We start from the raw sequence: 16,771 nt of genomic DNA, 5'->3' as shown, positions 1-16,771 counted from the left end.
TAGATATAATTGTTTTCATAATTAATTGCATGTTTGGTTAATACGAGTCCACTGGGTTCCGTCATATATTTTTAAGCATACTTCATCCGTATCAAATACAATCATCCCGTCTACAGGTTCTGTAATTGATGTTTCTGGATCAGGAATTCTTGTAATTACAAGCCCTTTATCGTTAGATTCTAGAGCGAGAAAAGCATTATTTACATCAGCTGGCCAATTGGCTGCACTCTTTTCAGCTCTTGTTGAGATGCCAATTTTAGTAATTTCAGGAGTTCCTGTTGCTCCAGGTTTGTAACATGGGCAAGCGTATGATTTTACTACATTCGAGTAAATTAAGCATCCTCCGGGAGGTGTTACTATTACATTATATTCAGCAGGAGTAGCATCTGTTAAAGGAATGGTATAGGTGCTATTAGTAGCTCCAGATATAGCAGCTCCGTTTTTGTACCATTGATAAGCTCCTAGTCCTGGTGTTGTTGATAATGCTAATGATGAGGTTCCTGTAGTTCCTGTACAAGGTCTTGTGGTTGTAGGGCTACTTCCTACGTCTATTGTAACGATTGGTGCCGTTCCGAACCCTGAGTAATATCCTCCAAATCCTGCAGCACCACTTGCTCCTATTAATTCAGCCTGTATTGTTCCTGCAGAGGAAATTCTAAGGTTCCTTCCTGTTGCTGCTGCTATATTATATCTGTAGCTTCTCCAGTTTGGATTTCCTGGCACAGCGATATTTGAACCACCTGTAATGGGAGATACTACAACACTACCATTTAACGTAACTACCGGTTCGTTTGCAGCTCCGGCAGCCGCAAGAACAGCAAGTTCAGTATTGCCATAAACGGTGTCTCCTATTTGTTTGGCATCAGGAATCATGTTTACAGATGACTGTCCAAAACATGACAATGGAGGAATAAACATAAAACTATTTGTATTTAAAGCTGCTGCGCCATATATTTTATGAAAAACATATACAGATTTATTGGTTTTAATGTACATGTTTTTATTGGTAAAGAATGTTGCAGGTATAGTGGCATAGTTTCCGGCACTCGCTAGTGTGTAATTAACTCCTGTATTACCGTTCAGGCTTACTGTTGTATTGGCTTCTGTGGCTATTACAATTACTTTTTCATAGGCTCCTCCATTTCCTTGCATTACAACATATTCATTACCTAGTTGCTCTACGGGAACGAGCTGGTCAACAGCAAAGTCACGATTGGGAGTAGTTGTTCCTGTGTCTATGTCTCCTTGCTGCATTAATCCTCCTACGGTAACTGCAATATTTTTATCAGATGTAATTTTAGCACCTAGCCAGCCTTTGTCTTGCATACTTAGTACTCCAGATTTTACTTTTGCATAAAGAACGAATGATTGTCCTTTTTGTAAAGTTCTTGTTAAAGATGTTCCGGTGATTGGTGTCGAGTTAGTACCATTAATAAATTCTGTTCCTGCTTTAATATTAGAAATTGTAACTACAGTATTATTTTCTGTTGCCATAATAGATACCATATTTCCCACTTCGGTAACGGTTGTTGTCAGTTCTGTGGGAGTTCCTCCCCAGAAAAAAGTTTTTCCGAGAGCTATTTTTCCTTTTGTAAGGGCTGAACCTGCCTGTGAGTCACTCTGTCCTCTGTAATTGACAAAAAACTCATCAGTAGACTGAAATATTAATCCTCCAATGTTTGCCGGAATTATAGTTCCAGCTCTTGTAGTTGCGATAGTAATAGGTGAGGTGCCGGGTGTTAATACAGTATTAGATGCATTAACTATTGATAATCTTACAGGGGTGGTATTAGAGAATGTAACTGTTCCGTTTGTAACTATAGTGCTGGTTGCTGCATTAATGTTATAAACGGAAAGTCTCGGTATTGTTACTCCGTCTGCCATTCTTACATTTACGGTAATATTGGTAATGGTAGGAGTTGATAAGTAGATATATTCCTCAGTAATTGTATTTGCATTGTATATGCCAAAAATAATAGGTTGTAAATAATGTGTATTGTCTAGTTGTGAAAAAAATAATTTAAATGTGAGAAAAAATAAAAATAATAATGGTTTATTCATGATTAAAAGATTTATTAGCTAAAATATTAAAAAATTAGTTAATATATTTAATTATGAATAGTTATTTAAAATTGTGGTAGTTCCAGGCTGCTACAAATATTCCTGCTGTTTCTGTCCTAAGTCTTTGGTTTCCAAGAGAAATTGCTCTTATTTTATTGTTGGATAAATAGGATATTTCTTTTTCTGAAAAATCTCCTTCAGGGCCTATTAAGAAGGTGATTTCTCTAAGTTCTGGGAGTTTTTTTAGTTCTAATCTTTCCAGTTTTTCGTGACAATGTGCTACAAAAGTAGTTTCGGGGTCTATGTTCTTTAAAAAATCCTGAAGTTTTGTAGAGTCGTTTATCGTTGGAAAATGAAATCTTAAACTTTGCTTCGATGCAGCAATAGATTGCTTCCTCAGTTTGTCAATATTAATGTTTTTACGCTCCGTTTTCTCAGTTTGTAAAATAGTTATTTCTGAAATTCCCATTTCAACAGCTTTCTCAACGAAAAATTCTATACGATCAATATTTTTTGTTGGAGCAATTGCGATATGAAGTTTGGGATTGAATTCAGGATAGTTTGCTTTTATTTCAGAAACTTGAATGTTGGCTTTTTTGCCTTCTATTACAAGTTTTCCTGAAGCGAGATTTCCTTTTCCATCTGTGACATAGATTTCCTCACCGTCTTTCATACGAAGAACTTTTACAATGTGCTGCTGTTCTTCGCTATTTATAATTACTTTATTTCCTTCAATTTCTCCGTAAAAAAGTTTCATATTTTGTATAAAGTCGTAAAATGTGAGTAATCCAGTATTTTTTGATTCTTTAATGTATTGGTAGGTTGCCTAGTTAAACTCTACAAGTCATATTTGGCTGTTGCAGTAGTTCTTAAATCTGTAAATTCTCCTCTTTCAAATTTAAGTTGGGCAACCATTGCAATCATTGCGGCATTGTCGGTTGTATATTCAAATTTTGGGATATAAATATTCCATCCAAATTTTTCCTGATTATCCTGCATTGCCTTTCTCAATGCTGAATTAGCAGAAACTCCACCTGCAATGGCAACTTCTTTTATGTTTAAGTCATTTGTTGCTTTTTCAAGTTTATTCATTAAAATTTCAATGATTGATTTTTGAACGGAAGCACACAAGTCATTTATGTTATTTTTAATAAAATCAGGGTCTTTTTTTACCTCTTTTTGAGTGAAATATAACACCGAAGTTTTAATTCCGCTAAAAGAATAATCGTAATTGTCTAATTTCGGTTTATTGAATTTAAAAGCATCAGGATTTCCCTCTTTAGCGAGTCTGTCAATAATAGGACCTGCAGGATAATCTAAATCAAAAATTTTTCCAATTTTATCAAATGCTTCTCCTGCTGCATCATCAATCGTTTTTCCGATGATTTCCATATCGAAATAATCTTTTACCAGTACAATCATGGTGTGACCGCCGCTTACTGTAAGACATAGAAATGGAAATTTTGGCGGCATAGGATTTGCATCTTCAATGAAATGGGCTAAAATGTGTGCCTGAAGGTGGTTTACTTCAATTAAAGGGACGTCTAAACTCATTGCTAATGATTTGGCAAAAGAGGTTCCCACGAGAAGTGAACCTAAAAGTCCGGGGCCACGTGTAAATCCTATAGCAGCAATTGCATTTTGTTGTATATTTGCTTTGGTTAGAGATTTTTCAACAACGGGGATGATATTTTGCTGGTGCGCTCGCGAAGCTAGTTCAGGAACAACACCACCATATTCTTTATGGATTGCCTGATTTGCGGCGATGTTTGAAAGAATAGAATTTCCCTTGATGATAGCTGCTGATGTGTCGTCGCAAGACGATTCAATACCTAAAATTATAGAGTCGCTCATAATAATGGCAAAGTTAGAGAATAATAACGAGAATGAGAATAAAAAATCAGTAGCTGAAAACTTAGGTGATCAGGTACAAAAGACTGTTGAAAATGTAGAAGATGCTGTAAAGGAAACGGTTAAAGAAGCGTCTGAACTGGCTTCGGATGCTATTAATCATCCTGTAGAAACGGCTGAAGAATTTGGTAAACAGGCTGTGAAAGATGTTACAAGCTACTCTTGGTGGGCAAAACTTCTGTTAATTCTTTTTTGGTTGGGTTTTGGTCTTATTGCGGCTATTTTTATCGTTATTAATCTTCCTGTAACGAAACAATGGGCTGCTGATCAGGCTTTGCAAATTGTAAATAAAGATTTTAAAGCACAGATGTCGACCGAAAGTGTTGAGGTTAATTTTTTTGGAAATGTGAAAATCAAAGGCCTGAAAATCAAAGATTATAAAGGTCTGGATTTTATTCAGGCAAAAGAGTTTACAGCAAATTCGGATTGGTTTTCTTTAGCAACCAATATTGGAAAACACAATTCTTTAAGCTTTAATTCTTTAACACTAAAAAATGCCGAGGTAAAAGTCATTACATATAAAGGAGATAGCATTTCAAATTTCATCCGTTTTACTCAATTATTTGATGATGGAAAGAAAAGAGACCCGAAAAAACCTCCTTTTCAGTTAAACTCAAGAGTGCAAATTATTGATTCTAAAGTTTCTATTGTTAATCAAAATTCGTCAGGAGAAGCCGGTAAATGGTTGACTGCAACCAATTTTAACCTTAAGGCTCCTAATGTAAAAGTTAATGGAGCAAATGTTTCAGCATTAATTAATAACCTTTCTTTTACGACAAAAAGATGGGGAAAATCTCACTTTGTAGATACTTTTTCTACTGAATTATCATTGAATCAAGATTTTCTTTCGCTTAAGGATTTAACATTAAATACAGATCACACACTCTTACAAGGAGATATTAAATTTAATCTTCATAAAGGTTCTTGGTCTGATTTTGCAGATAAAGTAAGCTGGGATATGAATCTTCAGCAAGGAAGCCAGTTAAGCGGTTATGATATAAGTTATTTTGTGACGAATTGGGATAATTTTAAACCATTTAATGTTTCTGGGAAAATGACAGGTCCGTTGAATAAGTTTTCTCTTGAAAATTTCCTTATTCGAAATCCTGATGTAAATATTGCCACAAAAACAATGAAAGTTAATAATTTGTTGAAGGGTAATTTTTTAATTGAAACCAACGATCTATCTGCAGATTTTACATATAAAGATCTAAAAGCAATGATGCCTTCATTTATCGCAACTAAAATGAAGAATTTTGCTGATGATTTTGGAAAACTGAAATATAATGGAACTGCAAAGGTTAATCCTAATCAGGTTTATGTTGCAAATGGTAATTTGATGACAGGGATTGGGCAGGCAAAAATCACCAATTTTTCGCTTACTGATTACAGTTCTTCAATGCCAAAGTATTCCGGAATTGCTGAGGTGAAGGATTTGAATACCTCGGTGATTACGAAAAATAAATCGGTGGGATTGATTTCGGGTAAGTTTGATGTAAATGGGCAGAGTTTTGATGTTAATACGATGCGTATTACGACTAAATCTCAGATTGCAAGTGTCGAAATCATGAATAAAGAGATAAATAATCTTTATTTGGATGGTTTACTGGATCATAGAAAATACAACGGACTTATTACTGTTAATGATGAACAGGCAAAAGCTACCATAAAAGGATTGATTGATTTTAGTACCCCAAGAATTTCAATGAATGTAGATGCTGATGTGAATCATTTAAATATGAATTATTTTACCAATCAACCTGGAAATCAAATTGTAAGTGGAAAGGTGAATGGTAAGATGTCTATGTCTTCTATTAATGATTTGACATTAGATGTAGAAGCAAATGATGTTAATTTTGCGACGCCTACTCAAAAATATATTATACCAAATGCTAAACTTAAAACCTTTATAGAAGGAGGAGGGCGTGTTATAGATGTAGATGCTCCGGGTGCTGTAAATGGAAAGATTTCTGGAAAATACAATCTTGCTGATTTAGCAGGAATGGTTGAGAACGGGTTGGGTAAAATTTTGGTTGGTCCACCACCTAGAAAACTGTACAGAGGTCAGAGTTTTAAGATGGACTTTGACGTTCAGCAAGGTTTGGTAAGTTATTTTTTACCTGATTTGAAACTTCCTCAGGGTGCAAAAGTAGAAGGGGAGTATGATGGAGATTCTAATAATTTAATTTTAAACCTTGATGCAGCATCTTTAAAATATGTAATGACCAAGAAAGAAGAGATTACTGAAGCTGATAAAATTTTGGCATCTGCAAATTCTGATTATAAACTTGATAATAGAGATAAAATTACCAAAGACAGTGCAATGGTCGACAGTCTTTTGGTGAGAATAAATACAGCTAATCTCGATGAGCAATTATATGCCAGAATCGGAAGAGTTTTGTATGATAATAACGTATTCAAAGATATTACACTTGGTGGAAGGAATGAAAATAACAGCATACTTCATTTGGCTACAAAATTCAAGCATGGAAATAAGGAAGATGAATTGAATGAAAATCTTAAAGAATATGCAGTCAATTTAAATCAAACGACAAATGCAGGAGGTGATTATGTATTCCGGTTTGAACCGACCGAAGTTAAATTCAATAATATAGTTTGGGCTATTGATACAAGTCCTGAGTTGGCTCACTCTATTACTTATAGAAAGAAAACCAGTGATTTTGAAGTTCGTAATTTGCGGGTCTATTCAGACGATAGTGCTTTGCTAATTAATGAAGGAATATTTAAAAATGCTAAAGATTTTTATGTAGATGCTGATATTAAGGATTTTGCTATCGATAAGCTTTTAGAAATGCAGTCCGAAGGAAATGCGATGAATGTTAAAGGTTTGGCAAATGGTTCTGTTAAAATCAAGATGGACAAAAATACGCTTCAGCCTTTGGTGGACTTAACCATAGATAATATTACCATGAACGGAAATGACATGGGTGATGTTACGGTTTCTGCAACAAACAGTTTTTCATTAAATGTTTACGATATCGATATAAAAGTTGCTTCAGCAGGAATAATAGGAAATAATAATCTTCATGTAACAGGAACGGTGAATAACAATACACCTACACCTGTAATTGACTTGACTGCTGAAATGCGAGATTTTGATTTGGCTTTCGTTCAACAATTTGTTCAAGCAGTATTTGGTAATTTCAGAGGAAAAGCGACTGGTGATCTTAAAATTGCAGGGAAGCTAAACGATATAGATTATAGTGGAGATATTGCCTTGAAAGGATTTGGTCTGAAACTTTTGTTTACAGGCGTAGATTATTCGTTTGATGATACAGTTATTCCATTATCAAAAGGTTTGGCAATCCTCAACAATATTGAAGTTCATGATGGGAGAACCAACTCGAAAGGTAATATTTCTGGGGCGATTCAGTTTGAGACACTTTCATCGATGGGGGTCAACCTGGTGATGAGAGCAGATAATTTATTAATGTTGAATACAGCTCAGAAAGATTTTGATTTATTTTGGGGAAGGGTTTATGGGCAAGGTGACCTGTATGTCGACGGACCGGTTTCCGGATTAAGTATATCAACTCCGAATATGAAGGCTCTTAACGGAAGTACGTTCACTTTCAATTCCGGCTCTACCTCAAATGTTGAAGAATTTAAGATGCTGAGGTTCTTGAAAGAAGGAAAAGACGGGTTAATCACTTTAGAGGAAAAGAAAAAGACTGGAGCAAATATGAATATTGACTTCAATCTTGATGTTGATAAAGGTACTACAGTGAATGTACTTGTCGGTGATGATGTAGGTAATATTACAGTGAAAGGTTTGGCTAATAATTTAAGGTTCCAGATGAACAGGCAAGGAAATATTGCCATGAACGGAACTTATAAAGTAGATAACGGAACTTTTGTTTCTAAAGCTATTCTTAACAAAACATTCCAGATTCAGAACGGGAGTAGTATCAGATGGGATGGTGATGCTATGAAACCAGCCCTTGATATTAAGGCAAATTATGTAAGAATGGTTTCAAATGCCGGTCAGTATCTTAATATGGGTAATATACAGCCTATCAGTATATTGTTGCAGGCAAATATTACGCAGACCCTTACAGATCCAGATGTGGATTTGAATCTTACTGCAATGGATGTTTCTAGTCAGGTAAAAGAAACTTTAGCGGCCAAAATGAGTCAGGAAGGAGAGAAGGTTCTCCAATTTGGTTCAGTATTGCTTTTAAGTAGCTTTAATGTTTCTAATACAGGTGGAGTAGATGTTGATGTTGCAGGGGTTGCAGAATCTTCAGGGTATAATTTGCTTTTAAAACAATTAGGCTCTGTTCTGAATACAATGAGTAACGAATTCCAGATTGACCTAAATTATGTGAAGGGAGATCAATATTCGAATACAGGAGACAGAGCTAATGCCGGGGTGAGTTTTGCACTTTCTCCGAGAATAAAAGTAAAAACAGGATTAGGGATACCTTTGAATAAGACTGAGGCTACGGAATCAAACTATCTTTCCGGAGAAGGTTCAATAGAATATGATTTGTCTAAGAAAAATGATGGAGGATTAATTTTGAGAGGATATTCTAAACCAAGTAACATTGGCATGGGACTTGCAGGAGCTGGTACTAACGGGTCTGCCAATCAGGCTTATGGAGGGGGTGTTGTGTGGACGAAAAGTTTTAATTCTTTGTTCAAAAAGAAGAAAAAAGATAAAAAAACAGTAGTTGCAAATTCTGAAATAAAAACAGATTCTACAAAATCAGATAGTAAATAATTAGAATATTTTAATGATTTATATCACCATGTTAATTATTGTTAATATTTGATATAATTTTTTTAGTTAAATTATTTTTTTTAAATTTGCAAAAAATATATTGTTTTTTTAAGAAAATTATAATTTAACTAATATGAACTATCAACTGGACGAAATAGACAAGAAGATTCTTGATTTCTTAGTAGAAAACACAAGAATGCCTTTTACTGAAATTGCGAAGCAGATGGATGTTTCTGCTGGAACAATTCACGTAAGAGTGAAGAAAATGGAAGATGCGGGTATTATTTTGGGATCATCTCTTAATATTGATTATGGTAAATTAGACTATCACTTTACAGCGTTCATCGGAATACTTTTAACGAAATCAAATCGTACGCAGGAAGTATTGAAAGAGTTATCTACTATCCCTAATGTAATTGAAGCTAGTGTTATTTCCGGGAAATATAATATCTTCTGTAAAGTAAGAGCAAAGAATACTGATGATGCAAAGAGAATTATCTATCAAATTGATGATATTCAGGATGTAATGAGAACGGAGAGTATGATTTCTATGGAAGAATTCTTAAGCGATAAAAATAGATTAATTAACGCTATCTCTATCTAATTCAAATTTTAAACAATTTATATAAAAGAACTTATGAAATCTCTCATAAGTTCTTTATTTTTGTAGTTATGGAAGAATACAGTTATTTTGATGAAAATCCTAAAAAAGGATGGGGATTTATAGGTGCATTTGCCCTTTTGATGTTGTTTACAATAATGGGGTTTGGGATAGACTGGGATGAATATAGCCAAAATGAATATTTGAATATTCCAAGATGGTATTTCTATGTTATTTTCACGATTGATATTTTGATGATGATAAGTCTAATTCTTATGTTTTTTTATCGAAAAATAGGCATTTTTGCTTTTCCTGCTCTTTTGGTTTTGCATTTCTTTATGCATAACTATTATCTTTCAACATTTTTGTATACGGATGTTACCAATCTTTTCCTTTTCACAGGGTTTGGTATGCTGGCAATTATCCCAAAATGGAAGTTTTTTAAATAAAAATCAGATATAAAATATATAAAAAAAGTCCTCAATCTTGAGGACTTTTTTTATGAAATTGACTTATTAATTAGGCTAAAATTCTTTTCACAGCTTCTTTTACGGCAGCAGCATCGATTTTGTATTTTTTCATCAATTCAGCTGGTGTAGCAGATTCTCCGAAAGTGTCATTTACAGCTACAAACTCTTGTTTTGTAGGTCTTTTTCTGGCAAGCATTCCTGCAACAGATTCTCCTAAACCGCCTAAATAATTATGTTCTTCAGCTGTAACAATTTTACCTGTTTTTTCAACTGATTTTAAGATAATTTCTTCGTCTAAAGGTTTAATTGTATGAATGTTGATTACCTCACAAGAGATGCCTTCTTTTTCAAGCTCATCAGCTGCAACCAAAGATTCCCAAACTAGGTGACCTGTTGCAACGATTGTTACATCTGTTCCTTCTTGAAGTAAAATTCCTTTTCCGATTTCGAAAGGCATATCTTCAGGAATGAATACAGGTACAGTTGGTCTGCCAAATCTTAAATATACAGGGCCTTCGTGGTCAGCAATTGCAATTGTAGCAGCTTTTGTTTGGTTGTAGTCACAAGGATTGATTACCGTCATTCCTGGAAGCATTTTCATCATACCGATGTCTTCCAAAACTTGGTGAGTTGCACCGTCTTCTCCTAAAGTAAGCCCTGCGTGAGAAGCACAGATTTTTACATTTTTACCAGAATAAGCAACAGACTGACGAATTTGGTCATACACTCTTGAAGTAGAGAAATTGGCAAAAGTTCCAGTGAAAGGAATTTTTCCTGTAGTACTAAGACCTGCAGCAAGACCAATCATGTTAGCTTCAGCAATACCAACCTGGAAGAATCTTTCCGGAGCTTTTTCAATGAATTTTTCCATTTTCAAAGAACCGATAAGGTCTGCACAAAGTGCAACTACATTCGGATTTTTATCAGCTAATTCAGCTAATCCGGCTCCGAATCCTGAACGAGTATCCTTTTTTTCTGTATATGTATATTTCATGAGAATTTCTAAATTTTGTGATAGAATCATGTAACCTTATGGTTTCATTTTTTCTAATTATTAATTAAAGATTACCTGTTATTAATTATTTGTTTTATAATTAATAATCAGCCGGAGCTTCTAAATATAATTGTTTGAAAGCTGTTTCCAACTGCTCGTTATTAGGCGCTTTTCCATGCCAAGCGTGAGTTCCCATCATGAAGTCTACCCCAGCTCCCATTTCTGTATGAAGGATGATAGCTACAGGTTTTCCTTTTCCTGTTTCAGTTTTTGCTTTTTCAAGAATAGCAATTACAGCTTCAAGATCATTACCGTTTTTCTCTTCTAAAACTGTCCATCCGAAGGCTTCTAGTTTTGCATGAAGATTTCCTAAAGAAAGTACATTTTCTGTGCTTCCGTCAATTTGTTGTCCGTTATAATCAATTGTAGAAATAATATTATCTACTTTTTTTGCTGCAGCATACATAAACGCTTCCCAAACCTGTCCTTCTTGCAATTCACCATCTCCATGTAGAGAGTAAACTAAAGAGCTATCTCCGTCTAATTTTTTACCTTGAGCAACTCCCAAAGCTACAGAAAGCCCTTGTCCTAAAGAGCCTGAAGCAATTCTAACACCTGGAAGACCTTCGTGAGTAGTAGGGTGACCTTGCAATCTAGAATTTAATTTTCTGAAAGTGCTTAATTCATCTACTGGGAAAAAATCGAATCTAGCCAAAGTAGAATAGAATACCGGAGAAATGTGTCCGTTTGAAAGATAGAAATGGTCTTCATTTTTACCTACCATAGTAAACGGAAGATTGTAATTCATTACTTTCCCGTAAAGGGCTGTGAAGAATTCTGTACAACCTAAACTTCCACCTGGATGCCCAGAATTTACAGCGTGAACCATTCTTAAAATGTCTCTTCTGATTTGTGTAGTAAGAGATTTTAACTCTTCGATACTTTTACTCATTATATAAGATTTATTTGCACGCGAATTTACGATTTTTTACTGGCTTATGGAAATGTAAAAATCCAGACTTAAAATCTGGATTTTTTATTTTTTACAATCAAAATGGAGTTTTTTATTTAACTATTTTCAAGTATTGTTTGTTTTTCACAAGCCACAATCCTATGAAGGTTAATAAGCCATTAAGAATGATTAATTCAACTCCGATTCTGTAATCAGTATAATTGGTTACCAGTAAATTAATGATATAAGTAATAATAGGAGCTAATATCGTTACCGTAAGAATTGAATATTTTTTTGAAATTTGAAATTTGGTGAAAATTCCGAAGGCAAAAAGTCCCAAAAGTGGTCCGTATGTATAACCTGCAATTTCCATAATCAGATAAACGATTGATTTGTCGTTTAATGCCTTGAAAATCATAATCAGAATAAAGAAAATTATGGTGAAAGTTAAATGTACTTTCATACGGAGACGTTTCTTCTCTTTTTCGGTTTTTGTTTTGTCTTCGTTAAGGTTTAACAAATCTACACAATAAGAACTTGTAACGGCTGTCAAAGCACCATCTGCAGAAGGGAATAGTGCGGAAATTAAGCCAATTATGAAAATTACCGAAATAATCATCGGAAAATGCCCTTGAAGAGATAAAGCGGGGAATAAATCGTCTCCCATGATATTTTTGATGTTTCCTGCTTCATCTTTAAAACCGAAAATATTGGATACGTTTTCACCATTTACAATTTGGCTGTATTCAGCACTGTTTTGTAGTGCAAATAGATACAATAAACCTCCTAAAAATAAGAACGCAAGATTCACCAAAAGCAAAGTTCCGGCAAAAGTCAACATATTTTTTTTAGAATTCTTAAGATTGTCGACAGAGATATTTTTCTGCATCATTTCTTGGTCAAGACCTGTCATTGCAATCGTGATGAAAATTCCTCCTAGAATTGTTTTCAGGAAAAATGTTTTAGAATTGGGGTCAAAATTTATAAAATGAGTATAATTTTTCTGTTCTAAAATGGTATAAGCTTCTCCAAAAGATAAATTTAAATTTGATAATATGTAGACAATACAGGCAATTAGACTTATAATCATGAATGAAGTCTGCAAAGTATCAGTAATTACAATAGTTTTCACACCTCCTTCAAAAGTGTATAAAAGTACCATTAATAGGAGTACTGAGGCCGTAATCCAAAACGGAACTCCCAAAGCTTCAAGTAAGAAAATCTGTAAAACGTTTACCACTAAATATAACCTTGCTGTTGCGCCAATTGCTCTTGAAATAATAAAAAATATTGAACCAATTTTATGAGCTTCTACGTTGAATCTTTTGCCTAAATAAGTATAAATTGAGGTGAGGTTCATTTTGTAATAGAGTGGAAGTAGTATGGCTGCAACAATAAAATAACCAATGAAAAAGCCGATTACCATCATGTAATATTCAAATCCGCCGTAGACGTATTCGCTTCCCGTCATTTTACCTACAGTTCCGGGAACAGAAATAAATGTAACACCACTCAGACTGGTACCTATCATCCCGAAGGCAACAAGCCACCACTTACTTTTTTTATTTCCGATGAAAAAGGATTGATTGTCTGAATTTCGGCTTGTAAAATAAGAAATTACTAAAAGTCCGATAAAATATATAAAAACAAATAGCAAAAGGATGGTTCCAGAATTCATTCTCAGATTTTAAATTTTACAAATATAGTTTTTTATGTTCTGCCAGAAAAGAAAAAACCTTCCAGTGTAAAAACTGAAAGATTTCTCTATTTGTAGCCTAGTAAATAATCGATTATTGTACTTGTTGAGTTTTATTAACTAAAACGTCCTGAAGTTCTTCATGTTTCTGAAAAGTAGCTTTAGCAAAAGGACAAAGCGGGATAATTGTTTTTCCGTTTTTCCTTGCAAAATCTACCGCAGCCAAAAGCATTTCTTTACCAACTCCTTTACCGTTATATGCTTCTTCTACCTCAGTATGGTCTATAATAAATCTCTCTTCTCCAGCCCAGGTATAAGTCATTAATCCTGCGTGGTTACCGTCTATGAATGCTTCAAAATTTCCGTGTTTTTCGTCGTTCTTTTGTTTTACTTCAATCATATTATGAGAATTTAGTTAATATTTCTATTTCGTTAGTTAGTATTTTGTGAACAGGACAGGCGTCTGCAATAGTACGAAGTCTTTTCATTTGGTCTTCATCTAGATTTGTACCTTCAAAATTTATGTCTCTTTTGAAAATTGCTGTTTTAGTTAAAGGAAAATTTTCTAATTCTACTTCTACATTTATTTTGTCAACATTCCATTCTTTTCTGTCAATGTACATTTTTAGAGTTGCGGCAGTACAACTAGCTAAAGAAGTTGCTAGGATTTCGTAAGGATTGAATCCTTTATTCTGTCCGCCTTGCTCAATTGGCTCATCAGTTATCAACTTATTTTCACCTGCAATAACTTCTGTGTAATATTTCTCTTTTCCTAAACTTGCTTTTACAGTAACTGCCATTATTTTTCTGTTTTGAATTTATAACTTAAAGCTCCGGAAGGGCATAAGTCGATTTGATTTTTTAGTTCAGCCGAGCTCGCATTTTCTACTTTTATCCAAGGTCTTTCTTTAGGATTGTAAACTTTCGGAAGCGTTTTTACGCAAATACCTGAGTGAATGCATTTCTTTGGTTTCCAGATGACAGTAATTTCTCCATTTACGTATTCGTGTGTTTCCATATTAATGTTGTTTTTTTATTCTTTTATGTTAGAATCAATGTTTTAAGACAATAATGGAGCTGAACTTGGGACAATTTAAGTATAAATAAATGAAATGATAATTTCTAACTATTCAAATATATTGCTTAAATGTGGCTGTAAGTGCATAAACATTATCAATCTGTTGTTGAGCATTACTGTAGTTTGGCAAAACGTATGATTCCTGTATAATTTTCTCAGGGTAAAATATTTTTAAGACTTTCTGTTTAAAATAGCTTTTGGAAGCGGAACATATTCTTTATCATCCCCAGGAACTAAAGGAAATGCATCGTGATTTTGATCGCTCCAATTTACTTTAGCTTCTTCAATTAATTCTTTGTCTGAATTTACAAAATTCCAGAAAATGAAACGTTCTTCATCAAAAGGTTCACCTCCGAAAAGATAAACTGTACCATTTTCGCTCATCTCAAACTCACAAAGTTTAGTGTCTTTTGCAATCATTAGCTGTTTCGAACCATAAGAATTTCCGTCTGTAGTTACGGTACCGTCTAAAACATACATTGCAACTTCTCCATAAAGGTCTTTTCCTATGCTTATTTTTTTTGCTTCTTTGGTTTTTATCTCAATGAAAAATAATTTGCTATGAACAGGTACCGGAGATTTTTTTCCGAATGCTTCTCCTGCAATAAGTTTATACTGAATTCCATCTTCTTCCCAAGCAGGAATTTCTTCCGCCTCGATGTGATGAAAAGTCGGTTCAGATTGCTCAAGATGCTTAGGAAGTCCTACCCAAATCTGAAAACCATGAAGTCTTTTATCAGAATTTCTAAGATATTCGGGAGTTCTTTCAGAATGTACAACACCTTTTCCTGCAGTCATCCAATTTACCGCTCCGGGTTTTATTTCTATGGCGCTTCCTATGCTGTCTCTATGAAAGATAGAACCTTCAAGTAGATATGTTAGTGTCGATAATCCGATATGTGGATGTGGAGGTACGTCAAGATTTTGATAATCTTTCAGTTCGGCAGGTCCCATATGATCAATGAAAACAAACGGTCCGACTGCTCTCTTTTCCCGAAACGGTAAAAGTCTGCCTACTAAAAAGTTACCTATATCTGCTGATTTTTCTTCTATGATAAGTCCGATATTTGACATGGTGTGTAAAAATTGATTAAATGTTAAAAACTTCAACTATACTTGTTGAGAATTTTATATAATTGTTTATTCGCTTAACCAATAAACAATTATATAAAATTAATAAAAAAAGAAATTGCTATGGTTTAAATAAAGTTTAAATATTTTTAGTCTTCCAAATATCCAAATCTTCCCATATTAAAATCTTCAAAAGCCTGAATAATTTCTTCTCTGGAGTTCATTACAAAAGGCCCATGAGGATAAATAGGTTCATTAAGAGGCATTCCGCTAATAATTAGTATAATTGAATCCTCTGTTGCTTCGATAGTGAAAGTTTCTCCTTCGTTTTCAAATAAAACAAAATTATCTGTAGGAACTTTTTCATCATCATTTACAATGATATTTCCCTCAATCACCAAAGCCCCTGTGTTATATTCTGCAGGGAAATCAAAAGTAGCTTTTCCTCCTTTTTTTAGTTTTGCGTTCATCATATTTATCGGACTGAAGGTAAAAGCAGGACCTTTATGATGATTATATTCACCTGCAATGACTTCTATAAAACCGTTTTCACCCAAGTCTACTTTTTCCATATCGGAGTTTTTGATTGCCTGATATTTTGGGCAGCTCATTTTGTATGCTTTCGGCAGATTTACCCAAAGTTGCACCATTTGGAAAATTCCTCCCGCTTTTGCCCATTCTATTTCATGGTATTCTTTGTGTAAAACTCCTTTGGCAGCAGTCATCCATTGTACATCACCTTCACCAATAATTCCGCCACCTCCTGCACTGTCATGATGTTGAACGCGACCGTGATATGCAATCGTTACAGTTTCAAAACCTCTGTGTGGATGTACGCCAACTCCGCGAGGAGTATCAGTTCCGTTGAAATGGAATTTTGAGTTGTAATCTAACATAATGAAAGGATCCATTCTTTTCATGTCTAATCTGTAAGCACTCGGAATGAAATTGTGAACTCTGAATCCGTCACCCACAAAATGTGCTGGTTTTGGAGGTATGATGATTTCTACTTTTTTAGTTGCCATAACACTTGTTATTTTTATTATAACAAAAGTATTACAACTAAAAATCAGACGCATTGATCTGTGATAACTTCAGTGAGATGTGAATGTCTAAGGAGTAAATTTATGTTCGTTCCAATAAATAATAAAATCCTCATCATGAGGATTTTTTAAGTTGTTGGAGTAAATCAA

General features: G+C 34.2%; 14 protein-coding genes. 3 read left to right on the top strand and 11 right to left on the bottom strand.

Translation table 11 applies throughout. The annotated features are described in order from the left end of the window. Nucleotides 1-21: 21 nt before the first annotated feature. From OH806_RS09590 to tsaD, 3 genes are all read right to left on the bottom strand, one after another. A complete protein-coding gene (locus OH806_RS09590) occupies nt 22-2,061 on the bottom strand; it encodes an IgGFc-binding protein (protein ID WP_264743451.1) in 2,040 nt (679 codons plus the stop codon). A 61-nt stretch (nt 2,062-2,122) separates the two neighbouring features. Continuing rightward, a complete protein-coding gene (locus OH806_RS09585; RefSeq protein WP_264743450.1) occupies nt 2,123-2,818 on the bottom strand; it encodes an RsmE family RNA methyltransferase in 696 nt (231 codons plus the stop codon). Nucleotides 2,819-2,898: 80 nt separating this feature from the next. Then, nucleotides 2,899-3,915 (bottom strand): tRNA (adenosine(37)-N6)-threonylcarbamoyltransferase complex transferase subunit TsaD, encoded by a 1,017-nt coding sequence (gene tsaD / locus OH806_RS09580; RefSeq protein ID WP_264743449.1) that lies wholly within the window; start codon nt 3,913-3,915, stop codon nt 2,899-2,901. Nucleotides 3,916-3,919: 4 nt separating this feature from the next. On the opposite strand from tsaD, the gene OH806_RS09575 reads away from it, so the two are divergent. The 3 genes from OH806_RS09575 (at nt 3,920) to OH806_RS09565 (ending at nt 9,766) form a co-directional block, all read left to right on the top strand. Next, entirely contained in the window at nt 3,920-8,716 is a 4,797-nt protein-coding gene (locus OH806_RS09575) for a translocation/assembly module TamB domain-containing protein (protein ID WP_264743448.1), read from the top strand. Between the two features lie 133 nt (nt 8,717-8,849). Next, entirely contained in the window at nt 8,850-9,320 is a 471-nt protein-coding gene (locus OH806_RS09570) for an Lrp/AsnC family transcriptional regulator (protein WP_065400659.1), read from the top strand. 68 nt (nt 9,321-9,388) lie between these two features. Continuing rightward, nucleotides 9,389-9,766: a hypothetical protein gene (locus tag OH806_RS09565; RefSeq protein WP_264743447.1), complete on the top strand. Its 378-nt coding sequence runs from the start codon at nt 9,389-9,391 to the stop codon at nt 9,764-9,766. A 70-nt stretch (nt 9,767-9,836) separates the two neighbouring features. On the opposite strand, the gene OH806_RS09560 is transcribed toward OH806_RS09565, so the two are convergent. From OH806_RS09560 to OH806_RS09525, 8 genes are all read right to left on the bottom strand, one after another. Continuing rightward, nucleotides 9,837-10,781 (bottom strand): transketolase family protein, encoded by a 945-nt coding sequence (locus OH806_RS09560; protein WP_264743446.1) that lies wholly within the window; start codon nt 10,779-10,781, stop codon nt 9,837-9,839. A 100-nt stretch (nt 10,782-10,881) separates the two neighbouring features. Continuing rightward, nucleotides 10,882-11,733 (bottom strand): transketolase, encoded by an 852-nt coding sequence (locus tag OH806_RS09555; protein WP_264743445.1) that lies wholly within the window; start codon nt 11,731-11,733, stop codon nt 10,882-10,884. Between the two features lie 112 nt (nt 11,734-11,845). Further along, nucleotides 11,846-13,411, bottom strand: coding sequence for a sodium:solute symporter (locus tag OH806_RS09550; RefSeq protein ID WP_264743444.1), 1,566 nt, complete (start codon nt 13,409-13,411; stop codon nt 11,846-11,848). A 112-nt stretch (nt 13,412-13,523) separates the two neighbouring features. Further along, entirely contained in the window at nt 13,524-13,829 is a 306-nt protein-coding gene (locus OH806_RS09545; RefSeq protein ID WP_264743443.1) for a GNAT family N-acetyltransferase, read from the bottom strand. A gap of 1 nt (nt 13,830) precedes the next feature. After that, entirely contained in the window at nt 13,831-14,229 is a 399-nt protein-coding gene (locus tag OH806_RS09540) for an OsmC family protein (RefSeq protein WP_264743442.1), read from the bottom strand. Then, nucleotides 14,229-14,447, bottom strand: coding sequence for a (4Fe-4S)-binding protein (locus OH806_RS09535; RefSeq protein ID WP_264743441.1), 219 nt, complete (start codon nt 14,445-14,447; stop codon nt 14,229-14,231). The genes OH806_RS09540 and OH806_RS09535 overlap by 1 nt, the downstream gene beginning before the upstream one ends. A 231-nt stretch (nt 14,448-14,678) precedes the next feature. After that, nucleotides 14,679-15,581, bottom strand: a complete 903-nt coding sequence (locus OH806_RS09530) for a pirin family protein (RefSeq protein ID WP_264743440.1) — start codon at nt 15,579-15,581, stop codon at nt 14,679-14,681. A gap of 146 nt (nt 15,582-15,727) precedes the next feature. Next, on the bottom strand, nt 15,728-16,603 hold the full coding sequence (locus OH806_RS09525) for a pirin family protein (RefSeq protein ID WP_264743439.1): 876 nt from the start codon (nt 16,601-16,603) through the stop codon (nt 15,728-15,730). Between the last annotated feature and the right edge of the window lie 168 nt (nt 16,604-16,771).

Origin of the sequence: Chryseobacterium oryctis, from assembly GCF_025971925.1 — a bacterium.
In the GTDB taxonomy this organism is placed as follows: Bacteria; Bacteroidota; Bacteroidia; order Flavobacteriales; family Weeksellaceae; genus Chryseobacterium; species Chryseobacterium oryctis.
The sequence above is the reverse complement of the archived record's forward strand: the minus strand, read 5'-3'. Positions and strand labels throughout refer to the sequence as shown.